This is a genomic window from Prochlorococcus marinus str. MIT 9201 (genome assembly GCF_000759955.1).
In the GTDB taxonomy this organism is placed as follows: domain Bacteria; phylum Cyanobacteriota; class Cyanobacteriia; order PCC-6307; family Cyanobiaceae; genus Prochlorococcus_A; species Prochlorococcus_A marinus_G.
This window is the reverse complement of record NZ_JNAL01000018.1, coordinates 58,694-76,287: the sequence shown is the minus strand read 5'-3', so window position 1 is coordinate 76,287 and position 17,594 is coordinate 58,694. Positions and strand designations below refer to the sequence as shown.

Here is a 17,594-nt window from a genome sequence, read left to right as displayed (position 1 = left end):
ACTTACTATTGTCATAGTTATGAATATTATTCATCTTTATATAATTACCGTGGGAATAGATTAATAAATATATGAGACAGCATGTTAATCCTCTTAGTATAAATTTCAATCAAATTGAGAGAATCCCTCCTCTGATTGAAATGTTTGACGACCCCAGATTGAATCTTCATTTAGATATAGGTTGTGCTGCTGGTCAGTCTCTATTCAATTTAGCTTTAGTTAATACCAGTTGGAATTATTTAGGAATTGAAATACGTGAGAAATTAGTTAAAACTGCAAAATTAAAAGCTCGTGAAAGAGAAATCAATAATTTATATTTTGTATTTGGCAATGCCTATAACATTTTGAATGATGTCCAAAATAAATTTATTATCAAAAATGTAAAAAGTATTTCTTTCAACTTTCCTGATCCATGGTTTAAGAAAAGGCATTATAAAAGGCGTGTAGTTCAGCCAGAATTTATTAATATTCTCTCAAATTCCCTGCAAAAAGGATCCTTAATTTTTATCAAAACTGATGTAAAGGATTTATTTGATTATATGGATTGCACTATATCAAGTAATTTGAACTTTAAAAAAATTGATGCAAAAAATTTTAATTATTCTCAGAGTTTTAATCCATGTGAAGTTAAAACTAATAGAGAGAAGTATGTAATTGTTAACCAACTTGAAGTTTATAAGAGGATTTATATGAAAATTTGATAAATAATTATTTTATTATTTTATTAATTGCTAAAGAGAGTTTGTATGTTATTTCGCTTGATAAAGAATGAACTTCTCTTTGATTTTTGGCCTCAACAAGAACTCGAATTACAGGTTCTGTTCCGCTAGGTCTTATATAAACTTTACAATTATCTGAGTTGTTTAATTGGCAGCTCTCTAAGGTTTTATTAATTAAGCTTTTGGTTTTTGGTTTTATTTTATTGTTATTAAAATCTAAATTGATGCTGGTTATTTTCTGAGGAAAGGGTTCGAAACTACTTTTAAGCCAATTATTTAAAGTAATATTTTTCTTTTTACAATATTTAGCTATTTGAAGTGCAGTCAATATCCCATCTCCAGAAAAGTTATTAATTTTTGAAAGTATATGACCTGACTGCTCACCTCCTAAAACTGCTTTTTTTTCTTTTAATGCCTTATGTACGTATTTATCTCCTACTTCAGTTCTATATAAAATCCCACCAACTTTATTCCAGGCTTTTTCAAAACCTAAATTTGCCATTTGTGTAGATATCAGTAAATTATTTGTAAGTATCTTTTGTTCCATAAGTTCTCTACCCCAAAGAAAAAGAATATGATCTCCATCCAATATATTGCCTTTAGAATCTAGTCCAATTACCCTATCAGCATCACCATCGAAGCTAAATCCCATATCTGCAGTATTTTCTTCTAATGCTTTTTTTAATGGTTCCAGGTTAGTGGATCCACAGTTCAAATTAATTTTCAAACCATTTTTTGAATTATTTATAACTCTTACATTAGCTCCTAGATGTTGAAAAATTTTTTTTGCGCAGGTTGTTGCTGATCCATAGCATGTGTCTAAAATTATTTTCATATTACTTAAATTTACTCCGTCCATTGTTTGGATTAGGCTTTGCATATATAAATCCAAAAGCTCCTTATTTGTTTTTAAAGAGATCTCTTTTTTAGAAAATGATTGATTTTGATTTTGTTCTTCAACTAATGTTTGAATTTTATTTTCAAAATTTTTGCTAATTTTTTGGCCAGTATGATCAAATATTTTTATGCCATTGTATTCCGGCGGGTTATGACTGGCAGATATCATTATTCCGCTACTGAATTTTTCTTGTTTGATTAAAAAAGGAATAGCAGGGGTAGGACAGATTCCTAGGTTTATAAATTTTTTGCCACTTGCATTTATACCTTCTGTTATTGCCTGAAGCAAAATATCTCCGCTGACCCTTGTATCTCTTCCAATTAATATTGGATTATTGTTTTCTAAATTCGAACCTAAAGCATAACCAACTTTGTAGGCCAGAGAATAATTTATCTCTTTATTAAATCTTCCTCTTATCCCATCAGTTCCAAAGATTGATTGCATAATTAAATTTTAGGAATCGAAGAAATTTTTATTATTATTTAATTCTTACTTTATCAGTTGATTAAAAGAAAACCTATTTAAATTCTCTTTATTTGTTCAACTCATTTATGATGCTTTTAGCAAGTTTTTATTCATAATGCAATTTAAAAGTGTAGAGGCAAAACTAAATATAAATTTAAAAGCAGCACTATTCTTACTTATTACCGTTGTATTTATTACATTGGTGTTATTTAGAAATCTATTTTTTCAATCAACTTACATTCTTAAGAGTTTTGGAGAATTATCCGTTGATCCTGAAATAGCTTTTGAAAACAATAAGCCCACCTTTCTTGAGTTTTATGCTGAGTGGTGTGAAGTGTGTAAAGAAATGGCTCCAAAAGTGTCTAACTTAAAAGAGGAATACGAAAAAGATATTAATTTTGTTTTTTTAAATGTGGATAATCAAAAGTGGGATAGGTATATTCAAAAATTTGGTGTAAATGGAATCCCTCAAATTAATATTTTTGATAGAAAAGGTGATTTGTTATCTACCTTTATTGGTAAACAAGATGAATTCAAGATAAGAGATTCTATCGAACAAATAGATATTGAAGGAAAATTGCATCCCGAAATCGATAAAAATGAATTTTCAGTAATAAAGGAAAATAAAAATTATGAAATTACCCCTCGTAGTCATGGATAATTTTTACCAATCTAGAGATTTTGAAACAATCGGAAAACTCTCTTTAAAAATAGATTTGCAACTTTGGGCAATAGATTTATGTTCTTCTTGAGTTCCATGAGCTGATCGTAAATGAATGTAATGTATCCACGACCTGCACGATCCAGACATGTAGATTCTAGTTGGCGTTGCCAATGGTAAAACAAATCTCGCACATTCTTTAGCTATTCCTTCGTTTAGTAAATCTTCATATAATTTTGAAGCGTCTTTAAAATGTGAAGCAATTTTTGCATTAAATCTTTTTTTTAAATCATCAGAAAGATCAGGAATAGAATTTTGCCTATTCTTAAAATCTTGTCTTCTTAACTCAGGTAAAGGAATATTTCCCAATTGAGAACTATCTGCATACCTTTGTGAAAATTCCTGAAAAGTAAATGATCTATGTCTTAAAATTTGAGCTGCAATTCCTCTGTTAGTTTCTATTTGCAAGGTCATAAATGATTGCTCAAAGACACTCCAATGTTCATGTTTAATACAATAACTTAATAATTTTGAATAATCTTCATTTTTCTGATTGTTTGGATTACTTACTCTTGCAATGTAAGCCATTGTTTTTTCTGCTTCAGGAGTTAGCGAAATTAGTTCAACTTTGCTCATTTTAGATTTTTGCAAGAGTTACCTTCTCAGGTTGATTTTGATATTTACCCCTTCTATCTTCATAAGTTGTAGAGCAAGGATCACCTTCAAAAAAGAGTAGTTGGCAGATGCCTTCGTTCGCATAAATTCTGCAATCTGCCCCTGAACTATTACTAAACTCTAAAGTTAGGTGGCCTTCCCATCCTGCTTCTGCAGGAGTTGTGTTAACAATAATTCCAAGTCGGGCGTAAGTACTTTTCCCAATGCAAATTACAGTTATATTTTCTGGAACTTTCATCTTTTCTAAAGCCACTCCTAAACCATAAGAGTGAGCAGGAAGAATAAAAAATTCTCCATCGTCATCATGGTGAAGAACTGTTTTTTCTAAATTATTAGGATTAAACTTTTTAGGATTCATTACAGTGCCAGGGATATGTCTAAAAATTAGGAATTCTTTTGATGAAAGTCTTAAATCATATCCATAAGAAGAACATCCATAGCTTAAAACTGGTTTTTGTAGCTTATCAGGATCAAGATGCCGCACTAAATTTGATTGGAAGGGGTTAATCATTCCTTCAGAAGCTTTTTGATTTATCCAAAGATCATTTTTAAGCATTGTTTTATGAGCGAAGTTCGGTTACTTGATTGGCCATCATTAATAGATCTTTAGGTATGTCTGTACCAGTAAGGATTACATCTCCTGATATAAATCGGTTTTCAAGTGTTGAAATCAAGTCATCTTTATCGATTATCTTCATTTCAATAGCAAGGAAAATTTCATCAAGTATGATTTGATCATTTTCTCCAGAAAGTAATTCTTGTTTGCTAAAATTCCACAATTCAAGTGTAGATTCTTGAATAGACTCTTTTAAATTTTTATTATTTTCAATTTCTTCAGGATTGTATTGATCAAAGGAATGTGATGATCTCACCCAAGTTAAATTTCCACAAAGGTTAACTGCATTAGCAACCCCTTGTTTAACCCCTCCTTTCATAAATTGAACTAAAAGTACTTTTCTACCAAGAGCAGCATTTCTTAATGAATCACTAATAATAGAAGAATAACTGCCTCTGAATGAAGATTGATAGATTTGGATTTGCCCGTTCTGTATAAATTTTCTTGAGTTTGTTTTGTCAGCGCTATTTATATTCACAACATTGATGTCACTTTTGGAATAACTATTAGCTGAACTAATTCCCATTATTTTAGATTCCTTTTCTACATGCAGTATAATTTGAATTCAATTACACTGCATATAGTGTAATTTTACTTAAAAAAGAGTTGAGAAATTTGAAACTAACAATAAGAAGTGCATAAAGAAACTTATAACATTTGGAAAATGTTACAGTTGATACAAGAAATTTTAGGGTGTCTTCTTAAATTTTCTAATAGTAAAGATATTTATGATACCTTCGTCTCGAGGATTCAGCCGCTTTAGTCCTCAACAGTCCGGACAAAGTAAAATCAACTCTGTTGGAGAACGTTTCCCAATCAATAGAACTTTAATGGAAGTAATTAAAGGTCTTGAGGGTGCAAGTACAGAAATGGTCGAGAGATCTAAAACAATTTTCTTTCCTGGGGATCCTGCTGAGAGGGTTTATTTGATTAGAAGGGGAGCAGTTAGGTTGTCAAGAGTTTATGAGTCTGGTGAAGAAATAACTGTTGCTCTTTTAAGAGAGAATAGCCTTTTTGGTGTTTTGTCTCTACTAACAGGCCATAGATCTGATCGTTTTTATCATGCTATTGCATTCACAAGAGTTGAAATGATAACAGCTCCAGCGAATTCTGTTTTAAGAGCAATAGAAGAAGATGCATCAGTAGGACTATTGTTGTTACAGGGTCTTTCAAGTCGGATCCTGCAAACAGAAACAATGATAGAAACTCTTACCCATAGAGATATGTCTTCTCGTTTAGTAAGTTTTTTAATGGTTCTTTGTAGAGACTTTGGAGTTGCAAGTGAAAAAGGAATAACTATAGATTTGAGACTCTCACAACAAGCTATTGCTGAAGCTATTGGTTCAACAAGAGTAACAATTACAAGATTATTAGGAGATTTAAAGGATTCAGGTCTCCTCAATATTGAAAGAAAAAAGATTACAGTATTTGACCCAATAGCTCTTGCAAAACGGTTTAATTGATTCATCATTAATTATGATGTGTTGAGAATATGAAAAAGTGTGGCTGGGATTTTAATTGTTTTTTTAATAATACTTGGAGGATTAATTGCACCATTTGGGGATCTTCTCGGCACAAAGATAGGTAAAGCAAGATTTAGCATACTAAGGCTAAGACCCAAGAAAACGGCAACAATTGTAACGATAATAACTGGAGGCTTTATTAGTGCAATTTCTATAGGATTACTGCTTTTAGTTAGCGAAGAATTTAGGCAAAGACTTTTTGTCGATATTCCTTTTTTGCAAAAAACATTAGATGACAGTAAAAAGGCGCTTCTTCCTTTGCAGGAAGAAAGGAAGAAACTTGAAGATAAGATTATGAATAAGGAAAAGGAATTAAATGCGCTTAAAAAAAATGTTAAGGAATTTAGAAGAGGAAACGTAGTTATAAAAAGAGGACAAACCTTGTTTATTGCAGAAGTTACATCTAATTCAAATATAAAATTAGATCTGGGAAAGATTTATAATAGTGCAGATAAATATGTTCAGAAAATTGTAATCCCTAATAAAAAAGAAATAAAAAATATTCTTTTTTTTAGATCTAGCGATATTTCTGAAATTGAAGAGATCACTGCAGAAGGTGGGGATTGGATTATGTTGATTAAATCGGCAGCTAATGTCTTAAGAGGTGATAATTTTGTTTTTGTTTACCCAGAATTGTTTAAGAATAAAATCGTTGTAAGAAGAGGAGAAGTTATTACGAGCGAAATTCTTGAAAAAAAAGATCTTGATAATAAAAATATCAACTCAAAACTAAAAACTCTTTTAGGAAAAACTAGAGATAAGATCAAGTTTAGAGGCTCTATTGTTAACGAAATCACTACAAGAGAAGACTTTATTAAAAAAATTAGAGATTCGGTAAAGAAAAGTCAAAATAAAAAATATCTTTTAGAAGTTTTATCTTTAAAAGATAGTAGGACTGCAGACCCAATAATTGTTGAATTGAACATTTCTGAATTATAGTGATCTATGTTTAAATACATTTCTATTGATCCTGGTAAATATAAATGTGGGTTAGTTTTAGCTGAAATTAGTGAAAAAAAAGTTTACAGAGCTATCGTTATAAAAAGCGAATTAATTGAGGATTATATTAGAAATATAAATACTACTGAAGATATATCAAAAATTATTATTGGTAACGGTACAACTAGTAGAAAAATAAGAGAAAAACTGGACTTTTTTAAAAAAGAAATAAAAATTTTTGAAGAAAAAAATACCACTTATAGAGCCAAAGCGAGATATTTTGAACTTTTTCCAATAAGCGGTCTGCAATGTTTAATCCCCAGAGAGATTTTTGTTCTGAATAAAAATCTCGATGCAATATCTGCTTTGGTCATTTTAGAGGATTTTTGCAAAATGAAGTTTACTTTTAATCCAAATATAAAAAATATAGATTTCAAAACTTGGCTAAAATAGTGAACGTATATTCACTGCCAGCTTCTAGTGCATAATCTTTTTTCAATAAAAACCTTAGTAATGCATCCGCAATTAATGCCCTTCCTAAAGGAGGATTTACTAATAATAATCCTTTATTAAATGACCATGTAAAAGTCCATTCAAATTTACTAGCTTTTACAACTCCCTTTATTTGCTTTTTTGAAAAGCAATATTCTTTAATACTCACGTTAGCTATTGTCTCTGGTTTTGGCTGCATTTGCTAAATTTGTTTTTTATCAAAAGAATTTAATTCATTCATGATATATTCCTCTTTTTTTATATTTATTTGTTCGAGCGATTCTATTACCCTTTTATATACTTTATCCAATAATAATTTTTCTTCTGAAGAAATATTGCCTAAGACATGAGAAATAGTGTTGTAATTATTCTTTCCTTCAATTGATAGTGGAGAACCGATACCAATTCTTATTCTATTGAAATTTTGAGTTTGTAATTTTTCAATAATGCTTTTAAGACCGTTATGTCCACCTGAGCTTCCTTTTTTTCTAAATCTTATTTTCCCAAGGGGGAGATCTTTATCATCTACTATTACAAAAATTTGATCTAAATTAATTTTGTACCAATCAACTATTGCTCGGACAGCCTCCCCACTATTATTCATAAATGTGTTTGGTAAAAATAACCTGTAAGTGGAATCATTAATTTTGAATTCTGAGCAGGAACTTTTAAGTTTATCCTTTAATAAAAAATTTGAATTATATTTTTTTGATAGATTTTCAAGTATTAAAAAACCTATATTGTGCCTGCTTTGCGAGTATTTTTTACCTGGATTTCCTAATCCAATTAAATATATTTCATTCATTATTTATTCGTAAATCTCTTTTCATTGAGAGTTATAAATATAAACACAATATAACTGAGTAAATTAAAACAAAAATTCTCAGAAAATTATTGCTTTAGGAATATTCACATAAGCTTAATGATATATCGTAACTAATTTTAAAAATTTAGTTTCCATTCCAATCTACTGAAAAACCTTGCAGTAGTAGGGATTGATTATAAATTTGAAGGAGTATTACAAGAAAAACTAATAAAAGCAACCCTATTACAGTCATAATAGGAACAGCTCCCCAACCTGGAACAACTTTACCTTGACCAGAATTGCCAATTGCCTTTAAAAGACTTCCTAAAGCGGTTTTTTGACCCATGATGAATTCACTAAATCGATTATTATTTCGCTATTGTATAAGAACTTATACATAATTTGTTTACAAACTTAGCAAAATTGATGCAAACTTTATCATCAGCTCCAGATCCTGCAGTTTCTATCGCAGCAACAATACTGGCACTACTACTAGCTTTAACAGGTTTTGGTCTTTGGACTGCTTTTGGTCCCAAAGCAGCAAAGCTGACCGACCCTTGGGATGATCATGATGATTGAATTACTTGTTATTTAAAAATCTTCTAATAAAGTATTTCAAAATTTACCAAAAATACAAAAAGTAAACCTTTTACCGTAATTTAAATATAAATTTAATAAGATATAAACCTGTCAGCTAAACTATTTCCATGCTTGCTCTAAAAATTTCTGTTTACACTATCGTATTTTTCTTCGTAGGAATTTTTCTTTTTGGATTTTTAGCAAGTGATCCAACAAGAACACCAAATAGAAAAGACCTAGAAAGTCCTCAAGATTAAGCTTCTCATTTATTGATTGCTTTGATTTCTGGAATTTCAAAAAAAGTAATACTTACTTCTTTTTTGTTTATTAATTTTATACAGCCATCAAAATCTGCTGAATCACGTAGAGTTAATGAGAGAGGATTTTATCAACATATTCAACTAAATAGTAAAAAATCAATAAAAAACACAACTTACTCGAATTCGGCAAAAAATTCAGAATTATATTCAGCTGTTAATACTGATAAGCAAAAAGAGTTAGTAATTCAGTCTGACAAACAATCGGAAATAAATGATGTTATTTATGCGGAGGGTAATGTATCTGTTTCGTACAGAGGCAAACTGCTTGAAGCTGATAATTTAATTTACGATAAACTAAATAAAAACATTAGTGCTAAAGGAAATATAACCTTAAGATTAAGTGATCAACTATTTAGAGTTTCACAACTTGAATATAACTTTATTAGTGAGAAAGGTTATCTTTTAGATGTCGAGGGTTTTATCAATACAAATAGCTTGATTAATGATTTATCGTCAAATTTCAGCTTATTAGATTCTCAAAAGTTAGGGAGTGTACTTAAATTAAATAATGAGAAAGTTTTAAATACTCCTAATAAAGTTGAAAATTGGCTATTTTTTACAGATAAAATAAACATTGATGGTAAAAAGTGGACAAGTAAGAAGGCTTTATTTAGTAATGATTTACTAGAGTTAAAGCAAGTAAAATTAGCAATTAACTCATTAGAAGTTATCCCTTCTTCTGAAGAATTACGATTTAAGTCTTCATTGAATTATTTAATTCTTGAAGATAAAGTATCAATACCTTTTTGGATGGGTGATAGAGCTTTGAATCTTAATGATTCTGAACTTGAAAATAGATGGAAATTTGGATATGAAAATTTAGATAAGGATGGCTATTTTATCGGCAGGAAATTTAACTCAATAGATTTATTTGATGATTTTGTACTTGATTTGGAGCCGCAATTATTAATCCAACGCTCACTTAAAGGGTATACAAAAAGTTTTGTAAAGAAGGGGGAATCGCCAACTTCAGATAAGGTCAAGAGAAGTACAATTTCTGAAGATTTTTTTGCATTAAAGTCTCAGATAAAGGGAGGAATTAATAATTGGGACTTAGAAATAGATAAAAATTTAAATTCTTTAGACTTTAATAAATTTTCCGATGCATTTAGATTAAAAACTAAATTAAGTAAAGAATTTAATTTTTTTGATTCAAAATGGGAGAAGATCTTTTACGGAATTTATAGAGAAAGGATCTGGAATGGTTCATTGGGTGAAGCAGAAATTTACTCAGGTTATGGTTCAAGATTACAAAAAGTAAAAACTTGGAATTTTAATGGTATTAAGAAGACTGAAATTTTATCATTTGGTTTAGCTAATTTAACTGCAGAGGCATTAGATTCAAAGAGTCTGTATTCCAATCTGAAAGGCAACTTTTTTTATTCTCTTGAGCAGAAATTTCCAATAAGTGTTGAAGAACCTGAAGATAAATCTATTGATATTTCTCATAGGTATATTCATGAACCAATCACCAAAGGCTTTAGTCTTAATACAAGATTAGAAGCATCATATTCTTTCTATGAGAATGGTGATCATCAAGAATATTTAGGTCTAGGTATAGGCCCAGAACTAATATTGGGTAATTTTAAAAATAAAACTTTTGATTATACTCGTGTCAGTCTTTTACCCTTCTATAAATTTGATAGTGGAGAGAGTGTTTTTAAATTTGACAACAATTATGAGAATTTTACATTAGAAATTGCTTTTGATCAGCAACTGTTTGGACCGATTATCCTCAAAAGTTTTGGTACTTTAAACTTAAAAAAAGATTCAGCTGATTATGGTGAATTTATAGACTCCAAAATTTCTTTATTTTGGAAAAAAAGATCTTATGAATTTGGTATTTTTTATAAACCTCATAACCAAGTAGGAGGAATTTCTTTCAATTTATTTGGATTTAAATAGTTACAACAAATGATTATTAAATTTTAGATAAGGTAAATCGTTCAATTTATTTTCAATAAGATTTTCATTAGCAAGTAGTGTTGAAGTTGCATCCCATTCGCCTGATAAAAACATTTTTCTAGAGCTTTCTTTAATCTCAAGATTAAAATTTAAATCTTTTGATTTTGCTATAGAATTTTTAAGATCAATTTCTAAGAATAAAAATTTATTATCTTCGTATTTTTGAATTTTTTGTATTGAATTTTTAGGAAGAGTAAAACATGGAATTCCAATAGCAATACAATTACTATAAAAAATATCAGCGAAACTCTCTCCTATAATTGCTTTAATACCCCATCTCATAAGTGCTTGTGGAGCATGCTCTCTACTGGAACCACACCCAAAATTGCTATTAACTATAAGTATTGAGGCTTTTTTGTTTTCCTTTAGATCGAAAGGATGCTTTCCCTTTAAAGTTTTTCTATCGTCTTCAAAAACAGATTCACCCAATGAATCAAAGTCAACACACTTCAAGAAACGAGCTGGAATTATTCGATCTGTATCAATGTCGTTGCCAATCAATGAGATGCATTGTCCATTTATTTGAGAAATTTTTCCACTTGGTGGGGTAAACGCTGATTGCATTAGTTGATGAATTCTCGAACGTCACTGACTTTGCCATTAATTGCGGCAGCAGCAACCATCGCTGGACTCATAAGAAGTGTTCTACCGCTGGGAGATCCCTGCCTGCCCTTGAAATTTCTATTGCTAGAACTAGCACTGACTTGATTACCGATTAGTTTATCTGAATTCATTGCTAAACACATTGAGCAGCCAGGCTCCCGCCATTGAAATCCTGAATCCTTAAATATCTTATCAAGACCTTCTTGTTTGGCTTCACTGGCTACTTGTTCTGAACCTGGAACCACAAATGCTTTTACATTCTTAGATACTTTTTTACCTTTTAATACTTCAGTTGCAACTCTTAAGTCACTGATTCTCCCATTTGTGCAACTGCCTATGAAACAAACTTCTACAGGAGTATTTTTTATTGATTGTCCTGGCTTAAAACTCATATATTCATAAGCCTCTTCAGCAACTAATTTATCATTCGGAGACAAGTCATCTAAAAGAGGTATTTGTTGATTGATTCCTACACTTTGTCCGGGAGTAATCCCCCAGGTTACGGTTGGTTCAATTTTAGAAGCATCTAATTTAACTACATCATCATAGATTGAATTTTCATCGCTTTTCAATGATTTCCACCATGCGAGCGCTTTATTCCAATGCTCATTTTTGGGAGCACATAATTTATTTTTAAGGTAACTGTAGGTCTTTTCATCGGGGTTTATGTAGCCGCATCTTGCTCCTCCTTCTATAGACATGTTGCATATAGTCATTCTTTCTTCCATTGATAATGCATTGATCGCAGGACCTGCGAATTCATACGCAAAACCTACCCCTGCCTTCACCCCAAGTTTATTAATAATATGAAGTACTAAATCTTTAGCATAAACCCCGTTAGACAATTGGTTTTCACACCAAATTTGCCTCACCTTTAATTTGTTCATGGCTATTGTTTGAGTTGCGAGAACATCTCTTACTTGGCTTGTCCCTATCCCAAAAGCAATTGACCCAAAAGCTCCATGAGTTGAAGTATGTGAGTCCCCACAAGCGATTGTCATTCCTGGTTGTGTTAGCCCCAATTCTGGTGCTACGACATGTACTATTCCTTGATTACCACTACCAATATTAAAAAATCTTATTTTATGTTGCAAGCAATTCTTCTCTAGTGTGCTAATCATTTGTTCCGCAAGATTATCTTTGAAAGGCCTGCTCTGATTATCTGTTGGCACAATATGGTCGACTGTAGCAACAGTTCTATTAGGGAATTTTACTTTTAAGTTTTTGTCTTTTAAAGCACCAAATGCTTGAGGACTTGTCACTTCATGGATTAGGTGAAGACCAATAAATATTTGATCTGAGCCACCAGGAAGGTTTGAAACTTTGTGTAAATCCCAAACTTTGTCAAATAAGGTATCTTGACTCAATTTGTAAAAAAATTACTAACTATTAGATAATAAGATTAATCTTAGACTGTTCAAACACACATTTACACTTAGTGTTTGAATTTCAATTCTATTGCGAGTTGAGTTAAATATTTTTTTGATGTTAGTAATATGATTATTAGGTCCTGAAATAGAAATATAGACAAGTCCAACAGGTTTATCTTTACTGCCTCCGCTAGGACCAGCGATTCCACTAATTGCTATTGCCCAATCTGCTTCTAATTTCTCTTTTGCATTAATTGACATGGCCTCACAAACTTCTTTGGAAACAGCTCCATGTATTGTTAGCTTTTCTTTTGAAATATTTAATAATGAATTTTTTAGCTCATTACTATAGGAAACAATGCTACCTTTAAAAATTTTAGATGAGCCTGATATTGATGTTAGTGATGAAGATAGAAGACCTCCGGTGCAAGATTCAGCAAAAACAATAGTTTGGTTCCTCTTGGTTAATTCTTTTATTACAACGCTAGGAAGAGTATCATGATCCTCTCCAAAAATAAATTTCGAAAACTTTTTTTTTAATTTTTCTTTTACAGGTTTAATTATATTTTTTGCTTCTAGATGATTCTTTGCTCGCGCTGTGATTCTTAGTTTAACCTCTCCTAAGTTTGCATAAGGAGCAACAGTAGGGTTTTTAAGATTTAGAAGATCGTTAATCTTTTCTGCAACACTAGATTCTCCAATACCTGCAAATTTAAGAGTATTTGAAAAAAAGGAATAATTATCTGAGAATTTGGTTTTAATGAAATCATACGCCGTCTCTTCCCACATAGTTTTCATTTCACTTGGTACTCCGGGGAAAGTAAGAATAGTAAATCCTTTTATTGGTTCCCATATCATTCCTGGGGCAGTACCCCTTGGGTTATTAATTATTTGAGCATTTTTTGGGAAGAGACATTGTTTCCTTAAGCTAGATGAATCTTCCTGGAGTTTTGAGTTTGGTAGTTTTTGTTTAATTTCCTCCCATAAGTGCGGTCTTTCAAACAGAGTTACATTAAAAGATTTGGCTATTGCTTCAGTAGTTAGGTCATCTGGGGTGGGTCCCAAGCCGCCAGTTGTGATTAAAAGATTACTTCTTTTCGATATTTCTTGGATTACTTTTATAATTCGATCATAATTATCACCTACAGTTGATTGCCTAAAGTGATTTAAGCCTAATTGAGATAACTGTTCAGAAATCCATTGAGCATTTGTATTTATAATATTTCCTAAGAGTAGCTCTGTTCCAATAGAAAGAATTTCAACTCCCTTGGAGTTAGGATTTAATTGATGCTTCAAGTTTGCCTTCATAAAGAGGAAAACGATTACATAAGGTTAATACTCTTTCTTTACATTGACTTTCAATTAGTGAATCGTCTGGGTTTAGTAATCTATCAGCAATAATTTCGCCAACTTCAGCAAAAGCATCCGCATTAAAGCCTCTAGTAGTTAAAGCGGCAGTTCCCAACCTAAGTCCGCTGGTTACAAAAGGTGATTCAGGGTCAAATGGAACGGTATTTTTATTTGCAGTAATATTCACTTCACTTACAAGCAAGTCAGCAATTTTGCCAGTCATATTGATACTTCTTAAATCGAGTAAAACAATATGGTTATCAGTTCCTCCACTCACGATATTGATACCTCTATTTATTAAAGTTGAAGCTAGAACTTTTGCATTTTTTATTACTTGTTGGGAATAATTAACGAAATCTGGCTGCAAGGCTTCTCCAAATGCAACTGCTTTAGCGGCAATTACATGTTCGAGAGGACCACCCTGAGTTCCAGGGAAAACAGATTTATCAAATTTCTTTCCAAATTCTGCATCTTTACATAAGATAAGTCCCCCTCTGGGCCCTCTTAATGTTTTATGAGTAGTTGTAGTTACTACATCACAATAAGGGATTGGATTTGGGTGAAGTTTACTTGCTACAAGACCGGCAATATGCGCAATATCAGCCATTAAGAAAGCACCAACTTCATCTGCAATATTTCTAAATGATTCAAAATCGATTGTTCTTGGATAAGCAGAATATCCGCATATGATCAATTTTGGTTTTGTTTCAAGTGCTATTTCTCTTATCTCATCAAAATTTAATTCACTAGTTTCTTTATTTACATTATAGTGAACTGCATTAAACCACTTGCCACTCATATTTACTGGAGATCCATGAGTTAGGTGCCCACCGTGAGATAAATCCATCCCCATGATTGTGTCGCCTGGTTTAAGTAGACTTAGGAAAACGGCAGCATTTGCCTGAGCTCCACTATGGGGTTGAACATTAGCCCAATTTGCATTAAATAATTTTTTCGCTCTTTGAATAGCTAATTCCTCGATTTCATCAACAAATTCACATCCCCCGTAATATCTTTTTTGAGGTAATCCTTCGGCATATTTATTTGTAAGGACGGATCCTTGAGCCTCCATGACGGCAATTGATGCAAAATTTTCACTTGCAATTAACTCAAGATGAGTTTCCTGTCTATTTTTTTCAGAATTGATAAAATTGGATATTACTGGATCACTTTCTTTAAGATTTTGAAGGATATTCATCGGATTTGATAAGCAATACTCATAATATAGACGATATTTTTAGAAAAATATAAAAAGAATATTTCAGAATTTTAAACGCGCCTGGAGAGATTCGAACTCCCGACACCCTGATCCGTAGTCAGGTGCTCTAATCCACTGAGCTACAGGCGCATAATTTGTAATATCTCTGTTTCAGGGTCTCTTAGTCAACTAGATTTCAGTTAAAATATCTATTATTAACAATATAATTATTAATATGCCTATAAAGTGGTACGGAAATGGTGATTTAGAAGATCCCATCTATAAACATTTTTCTCGAATAGTAAATTTTGTTATTCACTGCATGATATTTACTGCGATAGTAAGTGGTACTTGGCTTTTAAAAGAAATTAAATATGAAATCGCTTTTTTTAATAATTTTGCAATTTTCTGGTCAATTCTTTTAGCCTCCCATTTACTATTTGTAATTATGAAAAAGCCTAAGGATATTTCAAAACAAACAACTTAATTAATTTTTAATTTATGGACTTTCAGGTACGAATAAGTGATCTAGAAAATATTATTTCAGAAAAGGTTTTTATAAAAATAGAAAAGTGGAATTTATATCTTGGAGATGCTGGTCTCGCTAGAAATCTTGCTCTTGAATGTATCAGCAATAAAGATCAAGGGCCATTGGAGGCTGCGAAAATAAGTTTGAAAGCAATAAATGTAAAAGTAGGGGATGGTATTAACAGTATTCCACTGATTAATTTAATAACTAACTCACAAATTCTAGAATTAGAGGAGATTTTGGAAAGTTTTTTTGAAAACTAAATCTTTTTTTTATAAAGTTTAAATTTATTTACTTTTAGGAATTTTGTTAGAAAAAAATAGATTACAAAAAAAGTTAGAGATCCAAATATTGTGAATAAAAATTCTCCGAGATTTGAATTGAAGTTTTTTGTAGTTTTAAGAATATTAAAACAAAGGGTGCTGTCTATAAATGCTGCTAATGTCATGAGGATAATTTTCCTTAATAAATCCAAGTTAGGCAAGTGGATATTTTCATTTCTCAGATTAAAAGAAAGCAAAACACAAACTATAAAGTTGACTATTACTGAAGATAAAATTATTCCTATTACTCCAAAATTATATGGAGAAAGATTCCCAAAATTATTAATTGGGGCACCAATTAACAACCAATCAAAAAAAATATTTAATATTATTCCTGCAAATGATGACTTGAAAGGGAAGTTTGCTTTTTCTATTGAATAGTAAGTTCTTACTAATAAATCTCTAAAAAGATAAAAAGGTATGCCAACTCCATAAGCAATTAATATATTCTTTACTTTTAAAGCCGCTGAATAATCAAAAGATCCTCTCTGAAAAACTAACTGTACTATTTGATTATTAAATGTTATGAAAAATGCGGCTAAAAAAATAGTTGTCAAGAAACAGTACTCTATTCCAGAGATCAATTTTTTTTGGAGGCCTATATAGTCTTTATCACTTCTGAATTTAGAGAATTTTGGAAGTAATGGCAAAATCAAAGAGTTAGATAATATGCCTAATGGGGCTTGTATCAGAAAGTTTCCGTAAGCTAGTCCCGATGCTGCTCCTTGAAAACTTGAAGCGAAAAACATATCGATAAAAACATTGATTTGACTTAAACCAGATGAGATAGATGCTGGAATAATTAGTTTGAAAATCCTCCTCTCTTCATCATTAAATAATTGGAAGTTTGACTTTAACCTCAAGAGACCTACTTTATTTATTTCCGAAATTTGAACAACAAACTGAATCAAAGTTCCGGTCAAAGTTGCAAAAGCTAGTAATCCCGTATACGTAAAGAAATGAGAATATTCATTTTCTTGATTGATGAGCCAACTTAATAAAATAAAAATAATAGTAGTTAGGCTTGTTATCGCTGGACTTATACTTGATAAAAAGAATTTTCTTTGGGAATTTAAGGCGCCAAAGCTTAAACCTATGAATCCGGACAAAGGGATACAAGGTGTAAGTATTTTTAATTGGTAAGTGGCAATTGATTTAGCTTCGTAACTTAAATTTGGGGCTAATAATTCAATTAATAAACTGGAATTATAGTATATTAATATAGACAACCCAATTAATAATATTGAAAGTTTTATGCTTACTTGAGTTAAAACAATTCCGCCATTTTTTTTGTTAAGGGGAGTTAGAACTGCAACGACTGCGTTATGTAAGGGACCATTAATCCCTCCAATGATTATTAGCAAAAAACCTGGAATTATATAGGCATAATTAAATGCGTCGTATGTTACCCCAACTCCAAAAGCAGCAGCTATAAATATTTGTCTTATACATCCAGCTAATTTACTAAGACTAGTTCCAAATGAAATTGAAAAAACATTATTTTTTAAAAATGAATGCATTTGGATTTGCCTAAATTTTTCAAGAAGTTTAAGTTTCAATTATA

22 protein-coding genes and 1 tRNA gene are annotated in these 17,594 nt (G+C 31.1%); 10 read left to right on the top strand and 13 right to left on the bottom strand.

The features are described from left to right. Positions 1-71 precede the first annotated feature (71 nt). Positions 72-701: a tRNA (guanosine(46)-N7)-methyltransferase TrmB gene (gene trmB / locus EU95_RS01170; protein WP_032522840.1), complete on the top strand. Its 630-nt coding sequence runs from the start codon at positions 72-74 to the stop codon at positions 699-701. A gap of 7 nt (positions 702-708) precedes the next feature. Here the strand turns inward: trmB and EU95_RS01175 are convergent, their stop codons facing one another. After that, on the bottom strand, positions 709-2,061 hold the full coding sequence (locus EU95_RS01175) for a phosphoglucosamine mutase (RefSeq protein ID WP_032522839.1): 1,353 nt from the start codon (positions 2,059-2,061) through the stop codon (positions 709-711). Between the two features lie 136 nt (positions 2,062-2,197). On the opposite strand from EU95_RS01175, the gene EU95_RS01180 reads away from it, so the two are divergent. After that, complete coding sequence (locus tag EU95_RS01180) at positions 2,198-2,743, top strand: thioredoxin domain-containing protein (RefSeq protein WP_032522838.1); 546 nt, start codon at positions 2,198-2,200, stop codon at positions 2,741-2,743. A gap of 3 nt (positions 2,744-2,746) precedes the next feature. Here EU95_RS01180 and thyX read toward each other — a convergent pair whose 3' ends face one another. From thyX to EU95_RS01195, 3 genes are read right to left on the bottom strand one after another with little or no spacing between them, the layout of a single operon-like run. Further along, positions 2,747-3,379, bottom strand: a complete 633-nt coding sequence (gene thyX / locus EU95_RS01185) for an FAD-dependent thymidylate synthase (RefSeq protein WP_032523076.1) — start codon at positions 3,377-3,379, stop codon at positions 2,747-2,749. 1 nt (position 3,380) lies between these two features. Further along, positions 3,381-3,974: a dCTP deaminase gene (dcd, locus tag EU95_RS01190; RefSeq protein ID WP_032522837.1), complete on the bottom strand. Its 594-nt coding sequence runs from the start codon at positions 3,972-3,974 to the stop codon at positions 3,381-3,383. 4 nt (positions 3,975-3,978) lie between these two features. Continuing rightward, on the bottom strand, positions 3,979-4,560 hold the full coding sequence (locus tag EU95_RS01195; protein ID WP_032522836.1) for a cob(I)yrinic acid a,c-diamide adenosyltransferase: 582 nt from the start codon (positions 4,558-4,560) through the stop codon (positions 3,979-3,981). A gap of 202 nt (positions 4,561-4,762) precedes the next feature. Between EU95_RS01195 and ntcA the strand changes: the two genes are divergently transcribed. Genes ntcA through EU95_RS01210 form a run of 3 tightly spaced genes read left to right on the top strand, consistent with a single transcriptional unit; the run spans position 4,763 to position 6,949 of the window. Further along, positions 4,763-5,497: a global nitrogen regulator NtcA gene (ntcA, locus tag EU95_RS01200; protein WP_032522835.1), complete on the top strand. Its 735-nt coding sequence runs from the start codon at positions 4,763-4,765 to the stop codon at positions 5,495-5,497. Positions 5,498-5,536: 39 nt separating this feature from the next. Continuing rightward, a complete protein-coding gene (locus EU95_RS01205) occupies positions 5,537-6,496 on the top strand; it encodes a DUF3084 domain-containing protein (protein ID WP_032522834.1) in 960 nt (319 codons plus the stop codon). Positions 6,497-6,502: 6 nt separating this feature from the next. Continuing rightward, a complete protein-coding gene (locus tag EU95_RS01210; RefSeq protein ID WP_032522833.1) occupies positions 6,503-6,949 on the top strand; it encodes a hypothetical protein in 447 nt (148 codons plus the stop codon). Here the strand turns inward: EU95_RS01210 and EU95_RS01215 are convergent. The 3 genes from EU95_RS01215 to psbH form a co-directional block, all read right to left on the bottom strand. Next, the gene (locus tag EU95_RS01215) at positions 6,930-7,187 is read right to left on the bottom strand and encodes a DUF3146 family protein (RefSeq protein WP_032522832.1); all 258 of its coding nucleotides are present in this window, start codon (positions 7,185-7,187) and stop codon (positions 6,930-6,932) included. The genes EU95_RS01210 and EU95_RS01215 overlap by 20 nt on opposite strands. Positions 7,188-7,190: 3 nt before the next feature. Further along, on the bottom strand, positions 7,191-7,793 hold the full coding sequence (gene pth, locus EU95_RS01220) for an aminoacyl-tRNA hydrolase (protein ID WP_032522831.1): 603 nt from the start codon (positions 7,791-7,793) through the stop codon (positions 7,191-7,193). Between the two features lie 145 nt (positions 7,794-7,938). Then, complete coding sequence (psbH, locus tag EU95_RS01225) at positions 7,939-8,139, bottom strand: photosystem II reaction center phosphoprotein PsbH (RefSeq protein WP_032519647.1); 201 nt, start codon at positions 8,137-8,139, stop codon at positions 7,939-7,941. Positions 8,140-8,219: 80 nt separating this feature from the next. On the opposite strand from psbH, the gene psbN reads away from it, so the two are divergent. The 3 genes from psbN (at position 8,220) to EU95_RS01240 (ending at position 10,597) form a co-directional block, all read left to right on the top strand. Continuing rightward, complete coding sequence (psbN, locus tag EU95_RS01230; protein WP_032522830.1) at positions 8,220-8,372, top strand: photosystem II reaction center protein PsbN; 153 nt, start codon at positions 8,220-8,222, stop codon at positions 8,370-8,372. 128 nt (positions 8,373-8,500) lie between these two features. Then, positions 8,501-8,629 carry a photosystem II reaction center protein I gene (locus EU95_RS01235; protein ID WP_002805124.1) on the top strand — a complete coding sequence of 43 codons (129 nt, stop codon included), beginning with the start codon at positions 8,501-8,503 and terminating at the stop codon, positions 8,627-8,629. Between the two features lie 12 nt (positions 8,630-8,641). Further along, positions 8,642-10,597 carry a DUF3769 domain-containing protein gene (locus EU95_RS01240; RefSeq protein WP_241466743.1) on the top strand — a complete coding sequence of 652 codons (1,956 nt, stop codon included), beginning with the start codon at positions 8,642-8,644 and terminating at the stop codon, positions 10,595-10,597. Here the strand turns inward: EU95_RS01240 and leuD are convergent, their stop codons facing one another. The 5 genes from leuD to EU95_RS01265 all read right to left on the bottom strand — a co-directional run bounded on the left by leuD (position 10,598) and on the right by EU95_RS01265 (position 15,328). Next, on the bottom strand, positions 10,598-11,221 hold the full coding sequence (leuD, locus tag EU95_RS01245; RefSeq protein WP_032522829.1) for a 3-isopropylmalate dehydratase small subunit: 624 nt from the start codon (positions 11,219-11,221) through the stop codon (positions 10,598-10,600). Further along, positions 11,221-12,627 carry a 3-isopropylmalate dehydratase large subunit gene (leuC, locus tag EU95_RS01250; RefSeq protein WP_032522828.1) on the bottom strand — a complete coding sequence of 469 codons (1,407 nt, stop codon included), beginning with the start codon at positions 12,625-12,627 and terminating at the stop codon, positions 11,221-11,223. The genes leuD and leuC overlap by 1 nt, the downstream gene beginning before the upstream one ends. 15 nt (positions 12,628-12,642) lie before the next feature. Continuing rightward, complete coding sequence (locus EU95_RS01255) at positions 12,643-13,938, bottom strand: competence/damage-inducible protein A (RefSeq protein WP_032522827.1); 1,296 nt, start codon at positions 13,936-13,938, stop codon at positions 12,643-12,645. Further along, positions 13,904-15,178 (bottom strand): serine hydroxymethyltransferase, encoded by a 1,275-nt coding sequence (glyA, locus tag EU95_RS01260; protein WP_032522826.1) that lies wholly within the window; start codon positions 15,176-15,178, stop codon positions 13,904-13,906. Before glyA ends, EU95_RS01255 begins: the two co-directional genes overlap by 35 nt. Positions 15,179-15,254: 76 nt before the next feature. Continuing rightward, positions 15,255-15,328, bottom strand: a tRNA-Arg gene (locus tag EU95_RS01265). Positions 15,329-15,413: 85 nt separating this feature from the next. Here EU95_RS01265 and EU95_RS0109165 point away from each other — a divergent pair. Together EU95_RS0109165 and EU95_RS01270 are read left to right on the top strand one after the other, a co-directional pair. Next, positions 15,414-15,665 carry a hypothetical protein gene (locus EU95_RS0109165; RefSeq protein WP_032522825.1) on the top strand — a complete coding sequence of 84 codons (252 nt, stop codon included), beginning with the start codon at positions 15,414-15,416 and terminating at the stop codon, positions 15,663-15,665. Positions 15,666-15,679: 14 nt separating this feature from the next. Next, the gene (locus EU95_RS01270; RefSeq protein WP_032522824.1) at positions 15,680-15,970 is read left to right on the top strand and encodes a DUF3181 family protein; all 291 of its coding nucleotides are present in this window, start codon (positions 15,680-15,682) and stop codon (positions 15,968-15,970) included. Here the strand turns inward: EU95_RS01270 and murJ are convergent. Further along, entirely contained in the window at positions 15,967-17,550 is a 1,584-nt protein-coding gene (murJ, locus tag EU95_RS01275) for a murein biosynthesis integral membrane protein MurJ (protein ID WP_032523074.1), read from the bottom strand. The two genes, EU95_RS01270 and murJ, sit on opposite strands and share 4 nt — an antisense overlap. Positions 17,551-17,594: the final 44 nt, after the last annotated feature.

Excerpts from the sequence above, each read along its gene's own strand:
- trmB (WP_032522840.1), top strand. The coding sequence starts at position 72 with ATGAGACAGCATGTTAATCCTCTTAGTATAAATTTCAATCAAATTGAG.
- EU95_RS01175 (WP_032522839.1), bottom strand. The coding sequence starts at position 2,061 with ATGCAATCAATCTTTGGAACTGATGGGATAAGAGGAAGATTTAATAAA.
- EU95_RS01180 (WP_032522838.1), top strand. The coding sequence starts at position 2,198 with ATGCAATTTAAAAGTGTAGAGGCAAAACTAAATATAAATTTAAAAGCA.
- thyX (WP_032523076.1), bottom strand. The coding sequence starts at position 3,379 with ATGAGCAAAGTTGAACTAATTTCGCTAACTCCTGAAGCAGAAAAAACA.
- dcd (WP_032522837.1), bottom strand. The coding sequence starts at position 3,974 with ATGCTTAAAAATGATCTTTGGATAAATCAAAAAGCTTCTGAAGGAATG.
- EU95_RS01195 (WP_032522836.1), bottom strand. The coding sequence starts at position 4,560 with ATGGGAATTAGTTCAGCTAATAGTTATTCCAAAAGTGACATCAATGTT.
- ntcA (WP_032522835.1), top strand. The coding sequence starts at position 4,763 with ATGATACCTTCGTCTCGAGGATTCAGCCGCTTTAGTCCTCAACAGTCC.
- EU95_RS01210 (WP_032522833.1), top strand. The coding sequence starts at position 6,503 with ATGTTTAAATACATTTCTATTGATCCTGGTAAATATAAATGTGGGTTA.
- EU95_RS01215 (WP_032522832.1), bottom strand. The coding sequence starts at position 7,187 with ATGCAGCCAAAACCAGAGACAATAGCTAACGTGAGTATTAAAGAATAT.
- pth (WP_032522831.1), bottom strand. The coding sequence starts at position 7,793 with ATGAATGAAATATATTTAATTGGATTAGGAAATCCAGGTAAAAAATAC.
- psbH (WP_032519647.1), bottom strand. The coding sequence starts at position 8,139 with ATGGGTCAAAAAACCGCTTTAGGAAGTCTTTTAAAGGCAATTGGCAAT.
- psbN (WP_032522830.1), top strand. The coding sequence starts at position 8,220 with ATGCAAACTTTATCATCAGCTCCAGATCCTGCAGTTTCTATCGCAGCA.
- EU95_RS01235 (WP_002805124.1), top strand. The coding sequence starts at position 8,501 with ATGCTTGCTCTAAAAATTTCTGTTTACACTATCGTATTTTTCTTCGTA.
- leuD (WP_032522829.1), bottom strand. The coding sequence starts at position 11,221 with ATGCAATCAGCGTTTACCCCACCAAGTGGAAAAATTTCTCAAATAAAT.
- EU95_RS01255 (WP_032522827.1), bottom strand. The coding sequence starts at position 13,938 with ATGAAGGCAAACTTGAAGCATCAATTAAATCCTAACTCCAAGGGAGTT.
- glyA (WP_032522826.1), bottom strand. The coding sequence starts at position 15,178 with ATGAATATCCTTCAAAATCTTAAAGAAAGTGATCCAGTAATATCCAAT.
- EU95_RS0109165 (WP_032522825.1), top strand. The coding sequence starts at position 15,414 with ATGCCTATAAAGTGGTACGGAAATGGTGATTTAGAAGATCCCATCTAT.
- EU95_RS01270 (WP_032522824.1), top strand. The coding sequence starts at position 15,680 with ATGGACTTTCAGGTACGAATAAGTGATCTAGAAAATATTATTTCAGAA.
- murJ (WP_032523074.1), bottom strand. The coding sequence starts at position 17,550 with ATGCATTCATTTTTAAAAAATAATGTTTTTTCAATTTCATTTGGAACT.